Source organism: Tenacibaculum aiptasiae (genome assembly GCF_965221665.1).
GTDB classification, from domain to species: domain Bacteria; phylum Bacteroidota; class Bacteroidia; order Flavobacteriales; family Flavobacteriaceae; genus Polaribacter; species Polaribacter aiptasiae.
Map to the genome: position 1 here is coordinate 1,361,276 of NZ_CBDCSN010000003.1, position 22,131 is coordinate 1,383,406.

Genomic DNA, 22,131 nt, shown 5'->3' on the forward strand with positions numbered 1-22,131 from the left:
AAGCCTAAACATATTTTTTCAATTGATTACAATCAAAAAAGAGGTGATTTTCATTATAAAAATCACCTCTTTTTAATATATTGTATTTGTATAGTCTATTTACTTAAATACATCTTACGTCTTGAATATAAATCATAGAAAGTATCATCTCTTAATGAATCTATGAATAAAATACTTTCTCCTGTAGACTTCATTTCTGGTCCTAATTTCTTATTTACATTCGGGAATTTGTTAAACGAGAATACTGGCTGTTTAATTGCAAATCCTTCTAATTGTGGATTGAATTTAAAATCAGTTACTTTCTTCTCTCCTAACATCACCTTTGTTGCATAGTTTACATAAGGCTCTTTATACGCTTTCGCTATAAATGGTACCGTACGAGAAGCTCTTGGGTTTGCCTCAATTATATATACTTTATCATCTTTAATTGCAAACTGAATATTGATTAATCCTTTTGTTTTTAAAGCTAAAGCAATTGTTTTGGTATACTCTCTAATTTGCTCTAATACTAACTCTCCTAAGTTAAATGCTGGTAAGGTTGCATTAGAATCTCCAGAGTGTACTCCACAAGGCTCAATATGCTCCATGATTCCGATGATATATACATTTTCACCATCACAAATAGCATCTGCCTCTGCTTCTATTGCCCCTTCTAAATAATGATCTAATAATAATTTGTTATTAGGAATTTTACGTAATAAATCTACTACGTGCTCTAATAACTCCTCTTTATTAATTACAATCTTCATTCCTTGTCCTCCTAATACATAAGATGGACGCACTAAAATTGGGAAATCTAATTCATCAGCTAAAGCTAAAGCTTCATCAGCAGTTTCAGCTACACCAAATTCTGGATAAGGAATTTTATTATCTTTCAATAACTCTGAGAAACTTCCTCTATCTTCTGCTAAATCTAAAGCTTCAAAACTAGTTCCTAATATTTTGATTCCATACTTCGTAAGTTTCTCTGCTAATTTTAATGCAGTTTGACCTCCTAACTGTACGATAACTCCTTCTGGCTTTTCGTGTTTAATGATATCGTATATGTGCTCCCAGAAAACTGGTTCGAAATATAATTTATCTGCCGTGTCAAAGTCTGTAGAAACTGTTTCTGGATTACAGTTAATCATAATTGTTTCGTACCCACATTCAGCAGCAGCTAAAACTCCGTGTACACAACAATAATCAAACTCAATTCCTTGTCCAATTCTGTTTGGTCCAGATCCTAAAACAATTACTTTTTTCTTATTTGAAACTACACTTTCGTTTGCTGGCAACTTCTCACCATCAGCCGTTTCAACCTCATTCTCAAAAGTTGAATAATAATATGGAGTTTGTGCTTTAAACTCAGCAGCACAAGTATCTACTAACTTATAAACACGTTTAATTTTTAATTCCTCACGTAATTTATAAACCTGACTTTCTAAACATCCTAACATATGTGCAATCTGACGATCTCCATATCCTTTTTGTTTAGCTTCTAATAATAACTCTCTATCTAAAGTGTCAACTGTATATGTAGAAATTTCTTTTTCTAAGTGGTATAACTCCTCATATTGTTTTAAATACCACATATCTATTTTAGTGATATCATAAATCTTACTTAGAGGAATTCCCATTGCTATTGCATCATAAATAGCAAAAACTCTATCCCAACTTGCGTTGGTTAATTTATCTATTATCTGATTATAATCTTTATATCCTTTACCGTCAGCTCCTAAACCATTACGTTTAATTTCTAACGACTGTGTTGCTTTGTGTAATGCTTCTTGGAAAGAACGTCCAATTCCCATTACCTCTCCAACAGCTTTCATTTGTAAACCTAAAGTTCTGTCTGAACCTTCAAATTTATCAAAGTTCCAACGTGGAATTTTTACAATTACATAGTCTAATGTTGGCTCAAATAATGCCGATGTAGATTTTGTAATTTGATTATCTAACTCATCTAAGCTATAACCAATTGCTAATTTTGTAGCTATTTTTGCAATAGGATATCCTGTTGCCTTACTTGCTAAAGCAGAAGAACGAGATACACGTGGATTAATTTCAATGGCAATAATTTCTTCTTTTTCATCTGGAGAAACTGCAAACTGTACATTACATCCACCTTCAAAATCACCAATAGAACGCATCATTTTAATAGCCATGTCACGCATTTTCTGGAATGTCTTATCAGAAAGTGTCATTGCTGGAGCTACTGTAATTGAATCTCCTGTATGAATTCCCATTGGGTCCATATTTTCGATAGAACAAATAATAACTACGTTATCATTTTTATCACGTAATAACTCTAACTCATACTCTTTCCATCCCATCATTGCTTTATCAATCATTACCTCATGAATTGGAGATGCTTCCAATCCTCTACGTAATAATTTATCAAAGTCATTTGGATCATATACAATAGAAGCTCCTGCTCCACCTAATGTATAAGAAGATCTAATTACTAATGGAAAACCAAATTCTTGTGCTATTTCTTTACCTTTTAAAAATGATGTTGCTGTAGCTTGTGGCGCCATTGGTACATCAATTTGTAGCATCAATTCTCTAAACTTCTCTCTATCTTCAGTAATATTAATAGCATCAATGTCTACACCTATTAATTTTACACCAAAATCTTCCCAAATTCCTTTATCATCAGCTTCAATACATAAATTTAATGCTGTTTGACCTCCCATTGTTGGTAAAACTGCATCAATTTGCGGATGCTCTTTTAAAATTTGAATTATTGATTTTGTTGTTAAAGGCAACAAGTACACATGATCAGCCATTGAAGGATCTGTCATAATTGTTGCAGGGTTAGAGTTGATTAAAATTGTTTCAATTCCATCCTCTCTTAAAGATCTTAAGGATTGAGAACCTGAGTAGTCAAATTCACAGGCTTGTCCAATAACGATCGGTCCAGAACCGATGATTAAAATAGATTTAAGGTCTTGTCTTTTAGGCATTTTGTTGTTTATTGTGTTGTATTGGTAAAAGTAAAAATTGTTTAGGTATAAAAAAAGGTGTTACTAACAAATAGTAACACCTTATTTAATTAACATTAGTTAATCATTATTTCTTTGGTCTTGGAGCTGAAGATACAGTCAAACTCTTTCTTCCTTTAGCCCTTCTTCTAGCTAATACTTTACGTCCATTAGCAGATGCCATTCTTTCTCTGAAACCGTGTTTGTTTCTTCTTTTTCTCTTCGATGGTTGGTACGTTCTTTTTGGCATTATTTATATTTTTAAAAATCTTCTTTAAATTATATTTTGCTTTTTGAAATTCCGTCTGCTAAAAGCGTGGGCAAATATACAACAGTTTTTTTGACTGGCAAACCCTATTATTATTTTTTTAAAAAATATTTTCAATTTGCTAAATTAAGTAATTTTTATAGATGTTTTTTACCTTTTTTATTTGTTCGAATTGTTAGACTTCTTACTTTTGCCCAAACCTAACAATACCATGAACAACACTAAATACGTTTTTGTAACAGGAGGCGTAACTTCATCACTAGGAAAAGGAATTATAGCTGCTTCTTTAGCTAAACTACTACAAGAAAGAGGCTATTCTGTAACTATCCAAAAGCTTGATCCATATATAAATATTGACCCAGGAACATTAAATCCATACGAACATGGTGAATGCTATGTTACTGACGACGGAGCTGAAACCGACTTAGATTTGGGGCATTATGAGCGTTTTTTAAACATTCCTACATCACAGGCTAATAATGTAACTACTGGACGAATTTACCAATCGGTAATAAACAAAGAACGTAAAGGAGAATTTTTAGGAAAAACAGTTCAAGTTATTCCTCATATTACTGATGAAATTAAACACAGAATTCAAATTTTAGGGAATACTGGCGATTATGACATTGTTATTACTGAAATTGGAGGTACGGTAGGTGATATTGAATCACTTCCATATGTAGAGGCTGTACGTCAATTACAATGGGAATTAGGTGAAGACAATGCTATTGTTATTCACTTAACTTTAGTTCCATATTTGGCTGCTGCTGGTGAGTTGAAAACAAAACCTACGCAACACTCTGTAAAAATGTTAATGCAAAGTGGTGTTAGTCCTAACATATTAGTTTGTCGTTCTGAGCATGAAATTAATGACAACATTAAACGTAAATTAGCACTATTCTGTAATGTTAAAAAGCAAGATGTAATTCAATCTTTAGATGCAGAAACTATTTACGATGTTCCAAACTTAATGTTTAAAGAAGGTTTAGATTATGTTGTATTAGACAAATTAAACCTATCTACTCGTAAACAACCGAAATTAAAAGCTTGGAATCAGTTTGTTGAGCGTCATAAAAATCCAACTGCAACTCTTGAGATTGGTTTAGTTGGTAAATATGTTGAATTACACGATTCTTATAAATCAATTACAGAAGCTTTTATTCACGCTGGTGCTGCTAACAAAGCTAAGATTAAAGTTCGTTGGATTCACTCTGAAGAGTTAACTCCTGAAAATGCTGCCAGTAAACTGGAAGGTTTAAACGGAGTTTTAGTTGCTCCTGGTTTTGGTGATAGAGGTATTGAAGGTAAAATTGCTGCTGTACAATATGTTCGTGAAAACAACATTCCTTTTTTAGGTATTTGTTTAGGTATGCAAATGGCTGTTATTGAATATTCTCGTAATATCTTAGGATTACAAGATGCCAACTCAACAGAAATGAACGAAAAAGTAGCGCATCCAGTTATTAATTTAATGGAAGCGCAAAAAGACGTTACTGAAAAAGGTGGTACAATGCGTTTAGGTGCTTGGGACTGTGAAATTACAAAGGACTCTAAAGTATTTGAAGCTTATAAATCTGAATTAATAAGTGAGCGTCACCGTCACAGATATGAGTATAATAATGATTATAAAGAACAATTAGAAGCAGCTGGTATGAAAGCTACGGGTATAAATCCAAAAACTGGATTAGTAGAGATTGTAGAAATTCCTACACATCCTTGGTTTGTTGGTGTACAATACCACCCTGAATATAAGAGTACGGTTTTAAACCCACATCCTTTATTCGTAAGCTTTATTAAAGCTTCTTTACAACAATCGAAAAAATAAATTTTAAATCCTGTAATTTTTAATTGCAGGATTTTTTTTGAAATAAATTGGAACACTGTTTGAACTATAACGTATATCAAAATTAATCACAGTAAAACATCATAAAATCTGTAGGGTTTTACTACATTTGTCGGGTTTTTCAATTATCAGAAAAACAAAAAATGACAAGTTGACATTATAACACATAATCAATGGAACAAAAAAAATTTGATTTTAATTCCTTTATAGGAATGCTTTTATTAGGAGGAATCATGCTTTGGTGGATGAATAGCCGTAAGCCTGAAGTTACTCCTGAAACAACTGCTCAAACCGAACAAACTACGCAAGTATCTTCAGCTCAAAATAATGTAGCTGATACTGCTATCTTAAACGATTCGTTAAGACAAATTGCTTTAAAAAATAAATTAGGAGCTTTTGCCTATGGTGCTTCTACAACTAAAGAAGGTGTTACCTCTATAGAAAACAAGCTTGTTAAATTAACGATTGATAATAAAGGTGGACAAATTACAGAAGCTTTAATTAAAAACTTCAAAACATACGATTCTCTTCCTTTATACTTAGTAAAAGACAAGAATGCTTCATTCAATATTAATTTTGGTACTACTGACAATCGTATTTTAAACACAAAAGACTTATTATTTACTCCTACTTTAACTAAAAACGGAGACACTCAAGTTCTTTCTATGAAATTAAAGGTTTCTGAAACTCAGTTTTTAGAATACCGTTATGAAATGAAAGAAGGTGATTATCGTGTTGGTTTTGCTGTACGTTCTCAAGGATTGAGTAATGTAATTAATAGTTCACAAGCCATTAATTTAGATTGGAACTTAAAAGGTTTTAGACATGAAAAAAGTTTAAAAACCGAAAACATGTATTCATACTATTATTACAAAGCTGATGATGAAGTTGAGTACTTACAAATGAACGATGATGAAACTGTAAGTGATATTGATTGGGTAGCTTACAAGCAACACTTTTTCTCTTCTATATTATCTTCAAAAACTCCTTTCAACAGCGCTAGCTTAAAATCTGTTGATTTTGCAGGAGAGGAAAAAGATAGTGTATTTACAAAAACATATAGTTTAAAAACTCCTTTAGTATTAACTAACGGAGAGTTAAACTATGACATGCAGTGGTTTTACGGACCTACTGACTATAACCTATTAAGTACATATAAAGGTACTAGCTTAGATGAAATTACAGATTTAGGCTGGGGAATTTTTGGTTTCTTAAACCGTACTATATTCTATCCTGTATTTAATATGCTAAAAGGGTTTATTGGTAACTTCGGATTAATTATCATTTTAATGACAATTGTAGTTCGTATTATCATGTCTCCTGTACTTTATAAATCATATTTATCAAGTGCTAAGATGAAAGTGATTCGTCCAGAGATGGAGGAAATCAATAAAAAATATCCAGGAAAAGAAAATGCAATGAAGCGTCAACAAGAAATTATGGCGATTCAACGAAAAGCTGGAGTAAGTATGATGTCAGGCTGTATCCCTGCATTACTGCAAATGCCTGTTTTCTTTGCTTTATTTAGGTTTTTCCCTACGAATATAGATTTCAGACAAAAAAGTTTCTTATGGGCTAATGACTTATCTTCTTACGATATTGTTTTCCAATTACCATTTAGTATTCCTTTTTATGGAGATCACGTAAGTTTATTCCCAATATTAGCTTCTGTTGCTATTTTCTTTTACATGAGAATGAACCAAAGTCAACAAGCAAATATGCAAGCTCCACCACAAGAAGGTATGCCTGATATGAGTAAGATGATGAAGTATATGATTTACTTCTCTCCTATTATGATGTTATTCTTCTTTAATAACTATGCAAGTGGATTAAGTTTATATTACTTTATCTCTAACTTGTTAACCATTGCAATTATGTTAGTAATTAAAAACTACGTAATTGACGAAAAGAAGATTCACGCTCAGATTGAAGAAAACAAAAAGAGACCTGAGAAAGCTAAAAGTAAATTTAGACAACGTTTAGATGATGCTATGAAGCAAGCACAAGAGCAACAAGCAGCTCAACAACGTGCTAAAGGTAAAAAATAAACCACCTTATTAAGTTTTATAAAAACCCCGTTTAAATTGAATTTAAACGGGGTTTATTTATTTAACAAACTAGGCAAATGAAACATAATATTAATTTCATGTATAACCTAGTTGATCAATTTTTATACTACATTCCGTAATCATACTGAGTAAAGCCAAAATCTATTTGATATCATCAGCCAGCCTCGCTGACGCAATAAAAACTTTGCAGAACATTCAGCGAGCTTCACTGAAAGAAAAAACTACCTTAATCAATTAAAATTAAGGTAGCTTTATATTTAATACTAATTAATTGTTTTCTTATAAAGATTAAAAACTTATTCTTATTCCAACTAATATAAGCTAACGAGAACTAAGCTTAAACTATTACTAAATATTTATTAAAATTAAACACAGATTACAAATCTTTATTATCAGCTATTTTTACTTTATAAAAATCAATACTATCAATATTTACTTTATAGTATTCTCCAAAAGAATCTTGTAAAAGAACATACTCAAAAGGAGGAACATCTATATCTAGGTTTTTATTCAATGATATAATTTGAAAAAATTCTAAATGTTCAATTAAAATTTTCTTCTTTGAAATAAAATCAAAAACTTTTTCTTCAAATTTACCCACACATTTTATTGTATGAGTTGCATTTTTATTAGGAAACCTTACTCGCTCACTATCAATGTTACAATCTGCACCTATACCATAACCTGTCAAAAACTCAAAATCTTTACAAATAGATGATTCTACAAAAATTTCCCAATTAAATTGCAACCAATCATTAATAAGTTCTTTTTTTTGCCACTCATCTCTATTTTCTAAACTTCCTACTTTTTTTATAAACTCACTCCAATGTAAGTTTAAAAAGTTTACGTAAAATAAAATTTCTTTTGTAATCTTTACTTCCATAATAATATTTTAATTCAATCTACCATATAAATAATCAAGTTCAAGTTTCGTTGGTGTTCTTTTATGTCCTTTTCCTGCTCCTTTTATTATAGATGACCCCTCTGGTACTCCATACTTTTTAAAGTTCACAGCATCTCCATATCGTGCCCTAGGATTTCTATGATTCTTTACATACATTTTTACTCTATCTGCAGTAATATCTAAAGTGTATTTTCCTCTTTGCAATACAACTCTACGTCCTCCTGCTTGAGTTGCTCCTCTTTTTATTATTTTAAATCCTGTGCCTACTTTACTACCTAACCCTAACATTCCAAATATAGCTCCTTCTATTGGGATTACGGAAGTAACATAATTAACCATTGTTTCCCTAGCATTCTTAGTTCTGAACTCGTCAGATGTCCAAAAATCAATAGTGGCTGTTTTAAATTTGGCAAATCTGCCACCTCCTTTCCATGAATAATCTATTTGATCTAATTTAATACCATCTTGAAACATCTTATACATAGCTCCATTAAGACTATTTTCATGATGATAAATAGCTTGAACTTCATTAGACCCTTTTTTTATAACATGTATATAGACATCTTTTTTTCCATCATCAATATGCCTTTTAAATCGTAAAACCTGTTTTCCGTTATGATCTGTTTTTAACTCATAAATATCAGTAGGAGGACTTTCAGTACTTCCCCCATCAGGATCAATTTTGTTTATTGGATTATTTGCCATTCCTAAATAAGGCGAACTAAACTCACCTTTAGGATCCGTAATTAACCATCTACCAATTCTAGCATCCCATAAACGTAATTGAAAGGCTTCTTTTCCTGTTTCTTCATCTTTTTCCTGTCCTTGGTATTTATAACGATATTGATTCGATCCAACATCTCTATTTGGCATTGGCATTCCAAACGGATAATAATCTGTTTTTGAAATAGCAATAGCTTTATCTCCATCTTTTACAATGACAGCACGCACATTTCCTAAATGATCTGTTAATTGATAAACATTTGCACCTGAAGCTTTATTGTGTACTCCTAATCTACTTGCTCCATAAATAGGCAGCTCTTTTTGTTGCTTATTTTCATAAATTGCAATCGTACTACCCGAAGCATCCAATACATAGTTTGTTTCCTTTACAACTGTAGTTCCACTCGAATCATAACTCAACTTTTGAGTTCGATAGCCTTTATCGTTATACTTAAAAGCTACTCTTATTTTATTTTCATATAATACCTTTGTTACTAAACTGTTTGCATTGTACTCATACTTAACATTTTCACTTTTGTTTTCTGTTAACTCTCCTATAATATTATATTCATAATTATCTCCATCTTGATCTTTAATATCATTTGAATTTGTAATTCCAGTAACTAAGTCATCTACTCTTAACAATTGGTTTCCTAATAATTTTTCGTTGACATCTTTTTTATATTCATACCTAAGCTTATCCATTTCATTTTTATCTATTCCACCTATCTTTTCAGTACTCTTATTTCTATCTAAACTTAATAAATTCCCATTCGCATCATAAGTAATATTACTAACGTTATAATCATTTAATCCATAAGTACCAGTAGAACTTGAACTTACTGTTTTTGCAGAAAACACTAATGAAGCAGATGCTTTAACTTCAAAACCTGGTTTGAAAATAATAGAATCCATTGCTGTTTTATGTTGTGTACTCGTTACTTTATAATCCAATACTAAGTACGGAAGAGCTGAACTTTGTTGACTTCCAAACCCATCAAATACAGCTTCTTTTAACCAATTATTTCTATTATACTTATAATTATATTGTAATGGACTACTGGTATCATCCTTCTCACTTCTTACATTCCATTTCATCGATTTTATATTCCCATTATACTGATCTTCAAATTCAGGCATATGACTTGTTTTAAATCGAATATCTTTTGTATAATCTCCTACATGATAATCTAACTTTAATCCAAATAAATCATTTCCTTTTGGGTTTAATGTTGGATCTTCTGCTAAAGATGGATGATTTATTCCTTTTAACTGTCCATTTAAATTGTACACATAATCAATATCTTGGATTCCTTCAGCTAATATTACTTTTTTTAAAGAACCATCTTTATAATATACATATGTTGCATGTATTGTAAAGGTATTATTATCTTTTGATGTTTCTACCATTACTAAAGACTGTGTATCTGGATCATAGGTATATTTATGAACAAAACGTTCTGTCGGATTGTCTTTTTCAAAATCTACTCTTAGAACTTGGCTTGTTACAGGGTCATATTCATAATCTATTGTTTTAGCATCATCTAATCCTATATTTTTTTGTACTATCCATTTTACACGTCCATGAACATCGTAACTATAATAGGTTTCTGATACATCATTAAAAGTCCTTGCTACATTTCCTGATAAAAAAGTTGGGTTTTTATAATCAGCTCCTGCATTATTTTCTAACCATGCTTTTTGTACATCATTAATAAAATCATATTGCGTATAGTTTTGTTCTCTTCTACTATTTCCTAAAACTATAGGATTTTCTGGATCTGCACCAGCAAAAAATCCATCTACAGAGACACCACTTTCTATAGGACGTCCTAACTCATCATAGTTTGTATATGAATACTCATTTACTAACTTTTGTTTACTATTTTGAGAAAAACGTATTTGTCCATCATTACGATATTTAAACCATGCTTCTCCTTCATCTGGACTTGTCGCTCTTTTTAATTGTCCTAATGAAGTATATTCGAATGTACTTTTTAAATTATTATTATGGTCTATAGAAGCTTTTTCTTTTAAACCAGTTAAACAGTCTGCATTAAAACCTAAGGGTTGTAAACTTGCTGTTAACTGCCCTACAGTATTGTAATAATTTAAACTATAATCGTAATAATTTACTTTATAACGTACTCCTACTGCATCGGATAGAACCGGTTGGATTGCTTTAGTTGTTTTATCTATATAAGTTAACCCATGACTTTTGGTAAGCTCTTTATTCCCTATATATTCTATTCTGTAAAAACCTGGTGATAGATTTGTCTTAAAAGGTATATTCTCTTCTGTTTTTAAATTGTATATTTTATAAAATCTATGGGGATCTGGTCCTAAAAAACTTATAGGATCATCACATCCTACAGGAATATGTATATCAACAAACTTTTGTTCTCCAATTAAAGATAATATCTCATATTTTTTGGTTCCTCCAGAACGTGCTGCTCCTAGCGTCTTTCCATCGGCATCTGTAAATACTACTGATTCATTTCCATGTACATCTTGTACTACTGTCTTTCCTGCCTTTAACCAAACTATATGATTATTGGTATTATTTAATATTCCTGTAATATTTGTATAAATACTTGCTTCTGATGGATTACTTGGAAAAGCATCATAGCCATATACATAATACATTTCTTGTCCTGCTGGCATTGAAAAACTATAGCCTCTTTTCCATTTATCATCATTCTCGTCTATAGTACCATTCCCATTAGTATCGTGCTTATTTCCTCCAATAACTTGTTTTACACTTCCTGGATTTAATTCACTATAAATCGTTTTTGAATAAGGTCTTGTTGTATTCTCTTGTAAACCTTCTCTATTCGCATAATATTCTCCCAATGGATTACCATTTGGACTAATCTTTACTGAATTTATTACATCTTCTGATTCAATATCAGTAGTTGTTAAAGCTGTTCCTGAACTATTTTTTACCAAATCATTTTTATAGCCAAATGTTACAATACTTCCCTCTGGTGTAATTGGCGCATTTAAAGTTTGTAAAGCTGGACGTCCTTGTGCATCATAAAATGTTTGATTTGACCAAGTTCTCTTATTTTTTATATCATAGCTTTGTGCTTGCTCTAACTTCCCTAAATTATCATAATAGGTTTTACTTGCTCCTACTAATTTTTTTCTAATATCATAAGTTTTGGTTCTTAGCCAATTTCGATCTTGATCATCTGGAGAATCTTCACATCCATTGTTTATAGAGCTTGGTTCTAAAGGACATTTATCTAAATTATTAGCTACAAATTTCACAGACTTCCCTCCTATAATTATTGGAGAAGGGGTAGTAAGAGCATATACAACCTTTGATGTATAATCACCATATGTATCATCATCTGTGTCTATATAATACGAATTTAAATTTGGATCTCCTTGTTGTTCTATATATATACTTCCTCCCAACAACAAACCATATAAACCATCTCCATTATCTTCTACTATTGTAATTCTAGCATTTCTAGCTATAGGAGTATTATTAGCGGGTATGCTAATATTTAAAATTCCTCCATCAAAAAAAGTTATAGAAGGCAATCCCACCCAACTCTCTGTAGACATTACTTTTAATGCTTTATAACAATATTGAGTGGTTACATTAAAACTCAATGAATGTGATGTTTTACTCAAAGGAATTGCTCCTAAAGGTAAAGGTTGTGAATTATACAATATAGATACCCTACAATTATTATCTCCTCCTTTTATTGGAATACCTTTTTCTAATTCTTGTTGTGAAAAAATGTTAATGCTATTTATAAATAATAATAACAAAAACGTTGTTAATAATTTTATCTTTTTCATAGCTTATTGGTTCTTTTTATAATTATAAGAGTTGGTTGATACTTTTACAAACCCACCATCTATATTTGGTGTTACATCTGTATTCGTTACTACTTCTACTCTTGTTTCTTTTAAACGACCTGCTGCATCATAAATATAATGTGTCGATAACCCATTAGCTCCAGTAATAAAACTAACTTCATCCCATTCATTATACACATAAGTCATCATTGTAGAAGTAGCTGGATGTAGTCTAAAATCATCTAACTGTACAGTCCCATTAATACTTTCTATACTTATGGTAGTAGCCCCTGAAGGAATAGTAACATACCCTTGCTTCATAACCCAATTACCTGCTTGGACATCTTCTGAGTCATTGAAACTCCCTGTAGAACTTCCAACATTAATTTTTAAATTATTCTCTTGTCCCTTCTTAACCCATACAGACACTTTAAAACGCTGTCTTAATATAGTATTTCGCTCTGATCTAGCTGGTACTGTTACTTCAAAAGCTTTTGCACCTTGCGGAGCTTCTACAATTCTCATTCCTGTATGAGCATCCTCTTTATTTGTTACTATTCTATAATTTGTTGACTTTATACCTCCATCAAAGTAATTTACATTATCAAAAGCCAAATGTTCTGCTCCGGAATAATACATTTCATCATAAGCTGCACTACTTGTTGCAATTACCTTAGAATAATTATCTCCATACTTTGTTGAAACATAATTTCCATTAATATCTTTAACTTCTAGCGGTTGTGAAAACTGATTATATCTTGTTACATGACTTGTTTCTTGCCAGTTTGAACTTTGATTTGCATCTACAGTCCATACAAAATCATCTGTAAAATTATAGGTTCCATCTGAATTAAAAGCTCCTTTCCATAAATATGTTTTATGCTTACGCCAAATATCTGTTGAAGACTTTTCTGTTCTATCATTCAACTGATAAGTCCAATTATTTTTCCATGTAGTGATACCAACATTAGCTACTTTCCAGTCATTATCTTTATAAATATAATTATATTCAGCAGCGACTTGACTTAACATATTTTTATTGGTAATATCATCTACTTTAGAACCCATTTTTTGATATTTAGTATAAGCTGGAATCATTTTAGATTTAAATGCTTTACCATCACTTGCATAGGTTCTTGTTTCTAATACTTGACCTGTTAAGAAATCATATTTATCGAAATATTTAGTCTTTGTTAACCCTCCAGATGTCTCTTCTACACTCTCTAAAACACTTGGGTAATCAATTTTACTTGTTGAACTTACATAAAACCTATCTACTTCAGAAGAAAGAATTTTATATCTATATCTTTTATAACTAGTATGAGTCTCTTGATGTACTCCTATCTCTCCATCATTATCTAAATCTCCTTTATAATTATTTTTTATTTTACTTAATAATTGACCAAAAGAATTATACTTAATAACACTATTTATACGACCAATATCACCTAACTTGCTTTCAATCGTATATTTATTAGTATTAACTTTTTTTCCTGAATATCCTTGATTTATATAACCAACTTTTTCTTCTTTTACCCTAAAACACTCACCTAAACTGAAAATATATCCCTCTTCAATCCCTCTTTCTTTCAATGTTTCAAAATTATATACCGTCTTTCCTAGATATTTATCATTTCCATCTTTATTATGCATTTCTACCTTTCCATATAATACCATAGGGGCTGGTAATTCTGACATATAAGGAACACCTTTTTGTTCCTTACTTGGAGCATAAGATGTAATACCATCTTCATAGAAGTAGCTTGTCTCAACTATATCTTTTATTCCGTCATTAACAACAATGCTTTTAGTTCTTAGTCCACCACCAACATCTTTATTTTTATAAGCATATGCTTTAAGATTAATAATTGAATAACTAGACCCACCACAAGATGTATTATTATAATAATTAGTATTAATATTATTATCAAAACTAACTTTAAAGTTTCTATCATCTATAATTTGTGTTACTGTTCCTGTACTATTGTACTGAGACTCTGTAATCGTATTAAAAGAACAAATAGAACTACGATACTTAATGTCAATTTTACTTCCTAACTCAATATTAAGAGTATTTGGTATTTCTTTACCTGAATCTATTGATAATGTAATACTACTTTTTCCATTACTCTCTGTTGTGGGTAGTGTAGATTTATAAAAACTCCCATTATATTGAAAAACTGTAAAATCATCTATCGCGGCTCTAAATTCATCATTTTCATAATTCATTTTTATTTCTCCTCCAGTAGGTGTCTTTATCTTATTTAAACTCCATGCTGCTGCTACATTTTTATGATATCCCCAAGAATCTATGTCATTTTTATTATAAAAATAATTACTCCCATAAAAGAATTCATATGGAGGTATTACTCCTATCCCTTCTTTTCCTTTAAAATGTAATTTTTTTAATGATAATTTTCCATTAGTTGTGTTTGGTGCACCTTGAACTAATCCTTTATCATAATATTCAAATTCAATAACTTGAGATGCTTTCTTGTCTAGTTCTAACCCCTTAATATCTTCAGAATCTAGAATCTTATCTGATAAATGACTATATACTATACTTTTCTTTATTTTTTCTACAGGTTTTTCATGAAAAAGATGATGATCTTGTATATATCCACCATAGTTTAAATCTGACAAACCATCTATTTTTAAACTGTATCCCTTAACTTTCTCTTCAATTTTTTTAACTCCTATTTTATTAATGTTATCACTAATTTTTTTATTATCTACTAAAATTATTTTTTCCAATTTCAGTGATTTTACTTTAGGATAATTAGTATACTCAAAAGTCGCAACACTTGCTGCTCCAGTTCTTGGATATGGAGGAGTTGGGTAGTCCTCTGAATGATAATTATCTTTAATTGTATATTGATTAGAAAAATTCCATACCTTTCTTTCTTTCTTTTGGAACTTTTTCAAACTTTTACCTAAAACTTCTGGAGTATGAATATCAGGATCATAACTTGCTTCAGAGCTTGAAACCAACTTACCTGAAGATATATTATCTTCTCTTTTTCCTTTTATAAATAAGGCTGTATGAGTTCTTGTTTTAACAGCATCTAAATAATAAATTTGTTTACGTCCCCATGCATATGAATAAGTCTTATCCTCTGGATTTAATTTATTTACATTTTCCTCCACTCTTCCACTTGGGGTTCTCCATATATAACCATCACTCCATTTTCCATAATCAAATTCTACCCAATATCCATAGTCTTCCTTGTCTAATTTATTATTATTATTAGTATCTATATAATCAGGTCCAGTTATTCCTGTTAATAACCAGTGAGTTGCATAGGGAGTATTTTTACGTATTTCAAAAAAATTATCATTTTCACTATATACATCATCACCTCTACCGTTTACTTTTTTAAAGTTTTTATATACATTTTCAAATTGATATACTGGTAATGAGTAATGATATGTTTTTCCATCTAAAGAGGTTACTTGAAAAGCTCCAATTCCCTTATCTAAAAAGACATTAATATCTTGACGATTAAGAGTATTAACACCTTCTTTTGCTTCAATAAAACCAGGTAAATTTCCTTGTCGTATTTCTCTATTAGTATAAGTTATAATTGTATTTCCTTCTCTTTTCTTTCGATTATTAAGAATACTATTATAATTATTAGAATCTTGGTAAATTAATTCATTTAATAAAACTCTACCATTTAACTCATTTATATTTACATTATTTAATAAATCTGCTGATAAATTTTCTTTTTCTGTTCTTAAAAATGAATTATATGTATTAGAAAAAGTAAAATAATTTTTATCTATTTCTCGTGGAGTTTGACCAACGACACTCTCTATCCCTTTATATTCATCAAAATCTTTATTCAGATAATCTACGTAAGTATAACCATTCTGATTAGTATTATGAGTACCTCTGCCTGATAAATTAAAACTTTTTTCTATATACGGTGTTAAATTACCTGATATTCCTTGAGCATTTACACTAAAGTTATCATAATTAGGTAATATTAAATTATTAGCTTTATGCGTATTTGAATTATCTAATAATTTATCATATGTATCTCCTTCTTTAAATGGAAATAATACATTTACATCCATAAAATTGTTATTCAATAATTCTCTTGAATAATAAGAATTCTCATCTTTAAGTTTAGTTCCTTCATATGGATATAAAATACCTGATGTATTAATAAAGTCTTTTTTAAATAATGAATATCTGACATTTGTATGATTATATCCTATATAAAATATTATTAAAGGAATAGTAAAACCTGAAGAAGCAGTGGTAACGTCATAGTCTCCCATGGAAATACTACTACCTGAAGAAGAAATCCCTGCTCCAAGCCCATTTACTTTTGCATTTAAAGAAGCACCTTTTGAACTAAAAGAAAATCCTAATCCAGTACTCTCCCCTGCTACAATATTATTTTTTGCATCTCTTTTCTTTTTTGTTATATCAATACCTCCCGATAATCCCGAACTATAACTATAATTCAAATTCACACCTAGACTAGCATCTCCCTTCGTTCCATAACCTACTCCAATTCCATCTGTTCCTGCACTAACATTAAATTGCCCTATACCTCCAGTAATTCCAACTCCATTTGTTCCTATATATCCTCCAATACTACCTCCTTCAACTCCAATACTTGCCGAAACATATCCTCCTAAAGATTGATTAGACCCCCAAGATAAACCCAAACCAACTGATATAGAGTTTTTTATAGTAACCCCAGCACTAAAACTATAATAATCATCACTCCATCCTTTATCATAAAAAAACTCACTTATACTAGCTCTTCCCCAATCATCTGGATATCCGTTAACACCTCTATTAATTGCTCCTGGATTTAAATTCCATCCTAAACCTACCCAAGAAGCTTCTTGATCTACAGCTATTCCTGAATGGTAGCTTAACGAAAGTGGATAACCTCCTTCTGGGCTAGGCACGTTCAATAAAGGTAATACATAACTTAAGTTACCAGTTACTAAATTTACCATATCTGTAGCATCTACTGGTTCAAATGCTGCCGCCTCTGGTGCATTAGGTCCGTTATTATTTGCATACAATGCAGTGTACGGAAATAGCGTACTCAAAAAGTTTAACAAGAAAAATATAGCTATTGTTTTTCTTGTATGTTTGTTCTTTATCATAATTGTATTGGTTTTCTTTTTTATATTTTTATAACTTATTACTAATTAGCAATGAAGCCTTTTATTTAAAATTTAGTTTGGGTTCTTTCTTTATTAATTTTGTTCGTATTTTAAACTTTACTTCTCCTGTATAAGTTCCTAAATCACCTATTGTTAAGTTTAAATACTCTTCCTTTAAATATTTTTTGTCTCTAGGGTACACAAATAACATTGTTGTTGCTCTACTCATCCCATACATTCTAGGATAAACATAATCCAACAAGCCTAATGTATCTTTCTTTGGTGTAAAAACATGTACTTTTTTATCCATTCCAAAGGCTAGCTCATTCACCATTCGTCCAAACTCTTCTCTATTTCGTGGTGTAGTACTCAATAACTCTTTGTTGTTTCTAGACATCGATAAAGTGAAATACAAATACTGACTGTATTTATCTCGAAGTTTTTTTATTTTTTCTTTATCCTTTACATCGCCTAATTCTTGTAGTACCAATAAATCTGTAGGTTTATATAACAACGAAAAATCATAGTTATTTACATTTTTCTCTTGTAAATAACCATGATCTGTATCTTGTAAGTAGCTCCACATTTCATCTTTTGTATCAAAAGACTTTGTTCCGCAACTACTTAATAATAGTATACCTATAAGTAATACATAATAACGATTCATAGCTTAATCGTGTTTGATTCTTTTATTTATAGCAATATTTAAATTCTATTTTACTTTCCTTGAAACTCTTTATTTAAGCCTTCTAATACTACAGCTGTTAAATCTGAGCTTTCATCTGCATACATTACATTACCAGATCCACTTGCTCCAAAGATAATTTTATAACCATTCTCTTTTCCATATTCTTTTACATAGTCGTTAATATCATTCACAACAGTCTGAGTAGCTTTTTTATCGGCCTCTTGAATTTGTTTCTGAATTGCTTGCTGATAATTATTTATTTGCTGTTGCTTGTTTCCTAACAACTCTTGTTTTAATTTCAACTCTTTCTTCGAATATCCTGAACGCTCCTTTTCATATAACTTTAATTCCTTTTGCCAGTCTACTACCAAACTATCTACATTCGATTTTAGCACTTTGGCTTTTTTCTCAAACTCTGCACGTACTACTTTAGTTCTCTTATAACCATCTAATAGTTTATTCACATCTACATACACCAACTCTGATGAATTCTGTGATAAAAAAAAGGTTAGTATTGAAAATATTAGAGCTAAAGCTGCTAAAGGGAAAGCTAGTTTTTTCATACTTATTTTTTAATTATTTATTGGTTGATTTTGCAATTTTTTGAAAAACAAATGTAATTCTTTTAATTTTATTAAAAAAAGCATTGTTAAATTAGTTTAACATTCCTTTAACTAAATCCCTTTAAACCATTAAAGAACTTCGCAGTCTAATAGGTCTTAATTAAATACAAACATGAAATATTTCACTTACTTATTCTTATTATTTTCAATAAGTTTATTTGCCCAAGCTCCCAAAAAGAAAAGACCAAAAGTTTCTTTATCCGGAACTGTTATAGAAACACAATCAAAGCAAGCTTTAGAATACGCTACTGTTGTACTTACCCATGTAAAAAGCAAACGAGTAACTGGAGGGATTACAGACCCTAAAGGAAATTTTGACATTCAAGTTCCAAAGGGTGAATATGCTATAAAAATTGAATTCATTGGATTTAAAACTAAAACACTTCCAAACCAAAAACTATCTCAAAACACCAATCTAGGAACTATAACTTTATCTGAAGATACTGAGACTTTAGAAGAAGTAGAAGTTATTGCAGAAAAATCTACAGTAGAAATTCGTTTAGATAAGAAGATTTATAACGTAGGTAAAGACATGACTGTTAAAGGAGGAAATGCCTCTGATGTTTTAGATAATGTTCCTTCTGTAAATGTAGATGCTGAAGGAGCTGTTAGCTTAAGAGGAAATGAAAATGTTCGTATTCTTATTGATGGAAAACCATCTGCTTTAGTGGGTTTAACAGGAACCGATGCTTTAAGAAATTTACCTGCTGAAGCTATTGAAAAAGTAGAAGTAATTACAGCTCCATCTGCTCGTTATGATGCTGAAGGAACTGCGGGAATTTTAAATATTATTCTTAGAAAAGGAAAAATTACAGGGTTTAATGGTTCTGTGAATCTTACCGTTGGTAACCCAGATCAATTCAGGCTTTCTCCTAATCTTAACTATCGTACTAAAAAGATTAATTTATTCTCTAACATTGGATATTCTTATCGTAAAGGTCCAGGGAATTCTTATTCTAAATTTTCTTATTTAGGTGACGATAACATCATAGATAGTATACAAATTGAAGACAGAACTTTTGATAGAAAGAATAAAAATTTCAATGCTTCATTAGGTTTAGAATATTACCTAACCAAAAACAGCTCTATTACTGGTTCTTTCTTCTATAGAGACTCAAAAGGTGATGATATAGCTACAAACAATATTGAACAGATAATGTTTAAAAATCCTGGAAAAATTTTACGTATTGAAGACGAAGATGAAAAAGGAACAGACAAACAATATTCTATAAATTACACCAACAATTTTGATGGTAAAGGACAAAAGTTAACAATCGATTTGCAATATGGTGAAAGCGATGAAACTGAGCTATCTCCTATTACATCGAATGGAATATTAATTGAAGACAACTCTCAAATAACCACTTCAAAAGACAAACTTTTACAAATTGATTATGTTTTACCTATGGGAGAAAACAGTCAGTTTGAATTTGGACATAAGACAACGTTACAAGATTTAAATTCTGATTTTAAAGTAAATATTTTAGATCCTACTAATAATTTTGATCCATCTAATGCTATTAACTTCAAACAAAACATTTATGCTTTTTATACTCAGTTTGGTAGTAAAATAAACAAGTTTTCATACTTATTAGGTTTAAGAACTGAAATTACTGATATTGATTTGGATGTTATTACTACCAATCAAACATCTGATAAAAATTTTACTGAATGGTTTCCTACTGTAAACTTAGGATATGAGCTTAACGATAATGAAAATATTACATTAGGCTATAGTAGAAGACTAAGAAGGCCACGTCACTGGTTTTTAAACCCTTTTGAAAGTAGAAGTTCTCCTACTAATATATTTAGAGGAAATCCAGATTTAACTCCAACTTTTACCAGTTCTTATGATTTAGGTTATAACACAAAAATTAGCAAGTTTAATTTAGGTGCTTCTATTTACTATCAAAATTCAACAGATTTAATTAGACCTGTGTCTATTGTAGAAGTAAGAAATGGTACAAATGTATTTGTTAGGCAGCCAGTAAATTTAAATGATGAGCAGCGTTATGGTTTTGAGTTTACTACCAATTATTCTCCAGCCAAATGGGCTCGCTTCTCTGCTTCATTTAATTATTTTAAATTTAATACAGATGCTTTTACATATGTTTACACAGCTTCCAACGGACAACAAGTAACAACCATTTTAGATGAAGTAAATGAAAGTAGTTGGTTTACACGTTTTAATTCGAGAATAACTTTACCTGGTAAAATTCAATGGCAAACTCGTATAATGTATCGTGGACCAAGAGCTACTGCACAAACCGATAGAGATGGTGTATTTGTTACCAATTTATCTTTTAGTAAAGACATTTTTAAAGACAAAGCTTCTTTAGTTTTAAATGTAAGCGATTTATTCAATTCTCGTAAACGTCAAAGCACTACGTATTTTGGAAGTAGAGAAAACCCTAGTACTATTTCTGAAGGAGATTTTCAATGGAGAGAACGTCAAATATCATTGAGTTTTACATATAGATTCAATCAAAAGAAAAAAAGAGAACGACCACAAAGAAATTTTGATGGTGGTGGTGAAGAATTTGGTGGATAAAAAAGAGGAAACAATTAGTTTCCTCTTTTTTTAACAACACTTTATCATTCATTAAATAACCCCATAGCTATTCCAAAGGTCTAATTAAAAACTAAAGATTTATTTATGAAGAAAATCATTTTAACTGGCCTATTTGTTTTCTTAGCTCTTGCTAATGTTTTTTCACAACAACAAGAAAACCTAACAAAAAGAATTGACCTACAACTCGAAAAAGTTCAAGAGAAATTAAAACTAGATAATATTCAACTTTTAATGGTTAAAGAAGTGGTAGTAAAATACAGTCAACAAAAAAGAGCTTTGCACAACCAAGAAATGCCTAAAGAAGAAAAAAAGGTTCAAATTAGAGAGCTTAATTTAAAACAAGAAAAGGAACTAAGTCAATTTTTAAATGAAGAACAAATAATTGAATTCAGAAAAATTATGAAGGAACAATTAAAGAAAAAGAGAAAAGAGCGACCTAGAGGAAAAAGAAACGGAAATAGAAGAAATCAATTTTAAAACAAAAAGGTTCGCGTATTGCGAACCTTTTTGTTTATAGTATTTA

General features: G+C 30.5%; 11 protein-coding genes. 4 read left to right on the forward strand and 7 right to left on the reverse strand.

Annotated features, from left to right (window positions below):
• Window positions 1-95 precede the first annotated feature (95 nt).
• Both carB and rpmH read right to left on the reverse strand, forming a co-directional pair.
• On the reverse strand, window positions 96-2,948 hold the full coding sequence (gene carB, locus ACOQN8_RS17665; protein ID WP_420553703.1) for a carbamoyl-phosphate synthase large subunit: 2,853 nt from the start codon (window positions 2,946-2,948) through the stop codon (window positions 96-98).
• 106 nt (window positions 2,949-3,054) lie between these two features.
• Complete coding sequence (gene rpmH, locus ACOQN8_RS17670) at window positions 3,055-3,216, reverse strand: 50S ribosomal protein L34 (protein ID WP_093871631.1); 162 nt, start codon at window positions 3,214-3,216, stop codon at window positions 3,055-3,057.
• Window positions 3,217-3,445: 229 nt separating this feature from the next.
• On the opposite strand from rpmH, the gene ACOQN8_RS17675 reads away from it, so the two are divergent.
• Both ACOQN8_RS17675 and yidC read left to right on the forward strand, forming a co-directional pair.
• Window positions 3,446-5,059 carry a CTP synthase gene (locus ACOQN8_RS17675; protein WP_420553704.1) on the forward strand — a complete coding sequence of 538 codons (1,614 nt, stop codon included), beginning with the start codon at window positions 3,446-3,448 and terminating at the stop codon, window positions 5,057-5,059.
• A 191-nt stretch (window positions 5,060-5,250) separates the two neighbouring features.
• Window positions 5,251-7,125: a membrane protein insertase YidC gene (yidC, locus tag ACOQN8_RS17680; protein WP_420553705.1), complete on the forward strand. Its 1,875-nt coding sequence runs from the start codon at window positions 5,251-5,253 to the stop codon at window positions 7,123-7,125.
• Between the two features lie 397 nt (window positions 7,126-7,522).
• Here the strand turns inward: yidC and ACOQN8_RS17685 are convergent, their stop codons facing one another.
• The 5 genes from ACOQN8_RS17685 to ACOQN8_RS17705 form a co-directional block, all read right to left on the reverse strand.
• Complete coding sequence (locus tag ACOQN8_RS17685) at window positions 7,523-8,029, reverse strand: hypothetical protein (protein WP_420553706.1); 507 nt, start codon at window positions 8,027-8,029, stop codon at window positions 7,523-7,525.
• A 9-nt stretch (window positions 8,030-8,038) separates the two neighbouring features.
• Window positions 8,039-12,589: an RHS repeat domain-containing protein gene (locus ACOQN8_RS17690; protein ID WP_420553707.1), complete on the reverse strand. Its 4,551-nt coding sequence runs from the start codon at window positions 12,587-12,589 to the stop codon at window positions 8,039-8,041.
• A 3-nt stretch (window positions 12,590-12,592) separates the two neighbouring features.
• Window positions 12,593-17,725 (reverse strand): hypothetical protein, encoded by a 5,133-nt coding sequence (locus ACOQN8_RS17695; protein WP_420553708.1) that lies wholly within the window; start codon window positions 17,723-17,725, stop codon window positions 12,593-12,595.
• Between the two features lie 61 nt (window positions 17,726-17,786).
• Entirely contained in the window at window positions 17,787-18,392 is a 606-nt protein-coding gene (locus tag ACOQN8_RS17700) for a hypothetical protein (protein WP_420553709.1), read from the reverse strand.
• A gap of 50 nt (window positions 18,393-18,442) precedes the next feature.
• Complete coding sequence (locus ACOQN8_RS17705) at window positions 18,443-18,976, reverse strand: OmpH/Skp family outer membrane protein (protein ID WP_235274803.1); 534 nt, start codon at window positions 18,974-18,976, stop codon at window positions 18,443-18,445.
• 172 nt (window positions 18,977-19,148) lie between these two features.
• On the opposite strand from ACOQN8_RS17705, the gene ACOQN8_RS17710 reads away from it, so the two are divergent.
• Both ACOQN8_RS17710 and ACOQN8_RS17715 read left to right on the forward strand, forming a co-directional pair.
• Window positions 19,149-21,587 carry a TonB-dependent receptor gene (locus tag ACOQN8_RS17710; RefSeq protein WP_420553710.1) on the forward strand — a complete coding sequence of 813 codons (2,439 nt, stop codon included), beginning with the start codon at window positions 19,149-19,151 and terminating at the stop codon, window positions 21,585-21,587.
• Window positions 21,588-21,692: 105 nt separating this feature from the next.
• A complete protein-coding gene (locus ACOQN8_RS17715; protein WP_420553711.1) occupies window positions 21,693-22,085 on the forward strand; it encodes a hypothetical protein in 393 nt (130 codons plus the stop codon).
• Window positions 22,086-22,131: the final 46 nt, after the last annotated feature.

Bases quoted from the DNA above. Each gene is read 5' to 3' on its own strand.
- ACOQN8_RS17685 (WP_420553706.1), bottom strand. From the start codon at position 8,029: ATGGAAGTAAAGATTACAAAAGAAATTTTATTTTACGTAAACTTTTTA.
- ACOQN8_RS17710 (WP_420553710.1), top strand. From the start codon at position 19,149: ATGAAATATTTCACTTACTTATTCTTATTATTTTCAATAAGTTTATTT.
- ACOQN8_RS17715 (WP_420553711.1), top strand. From the start codon at position 21,693: ATGAAGAAAATCATTTTAACTGGCCTATTTGTTTTCTTAGCTCTTGCT.
- carB (WP_420553703.1), bottom strand. From the start codon at position 2,948: ATGCCTAAAAGACAAGACCTTAAATCTATTTTAATCATCGGTTCTGGA.
- ACOQN8_RS17705 (WP_235274803.1), bottom strand. From the start codon at position 18,976: ATGAAAAAACTAGCTTTCCCTTTAGCAGCTTTAGCTCTAATATTTTCA.
- ACOQN8_RS17675 (WP_420553704.1), top strand. From the start codon at position 3,446: ATGAACAACACTAAATACGTTTTTGTAACAGGAGGCGTAACTTCATCA.
- ACOQN8_RS17700 (WP_420553709.1), bottom strand. From the start codon at position 18,392: ATGAATCGTTATTATGTATTACTTATAGGTATACTATTATTAAGTAGT.
- rpmH (WP_093871631.1), bottom strand. From the start codon at position 3,216: ATGCCAAAAAGAACGTACCAACCATCGAAGAGAAAAAGAAGAAACAAA.
- ACOQN8_RS17690 (WP_420553707.1), bottom strand. From the start codon at position 12,589: ATGAAAAAGATAAAATTATTAACAACGTTTTTGTTATTATTATTTATA.
- ACOQN8_RS17695 (WP_420553708.1), bottom strand. From the start codon at position 17,725: ATGATAAAGAACAAACATACAAGAAAAACAATAGCTATATTTTTCTTG.
- yidC (WP_420553705.1), top strand. From the start codon at position 5,251: ATGGAACAAAAAAAATTTGATTTTAATTCCTTTATAGGAATGCTTTTA.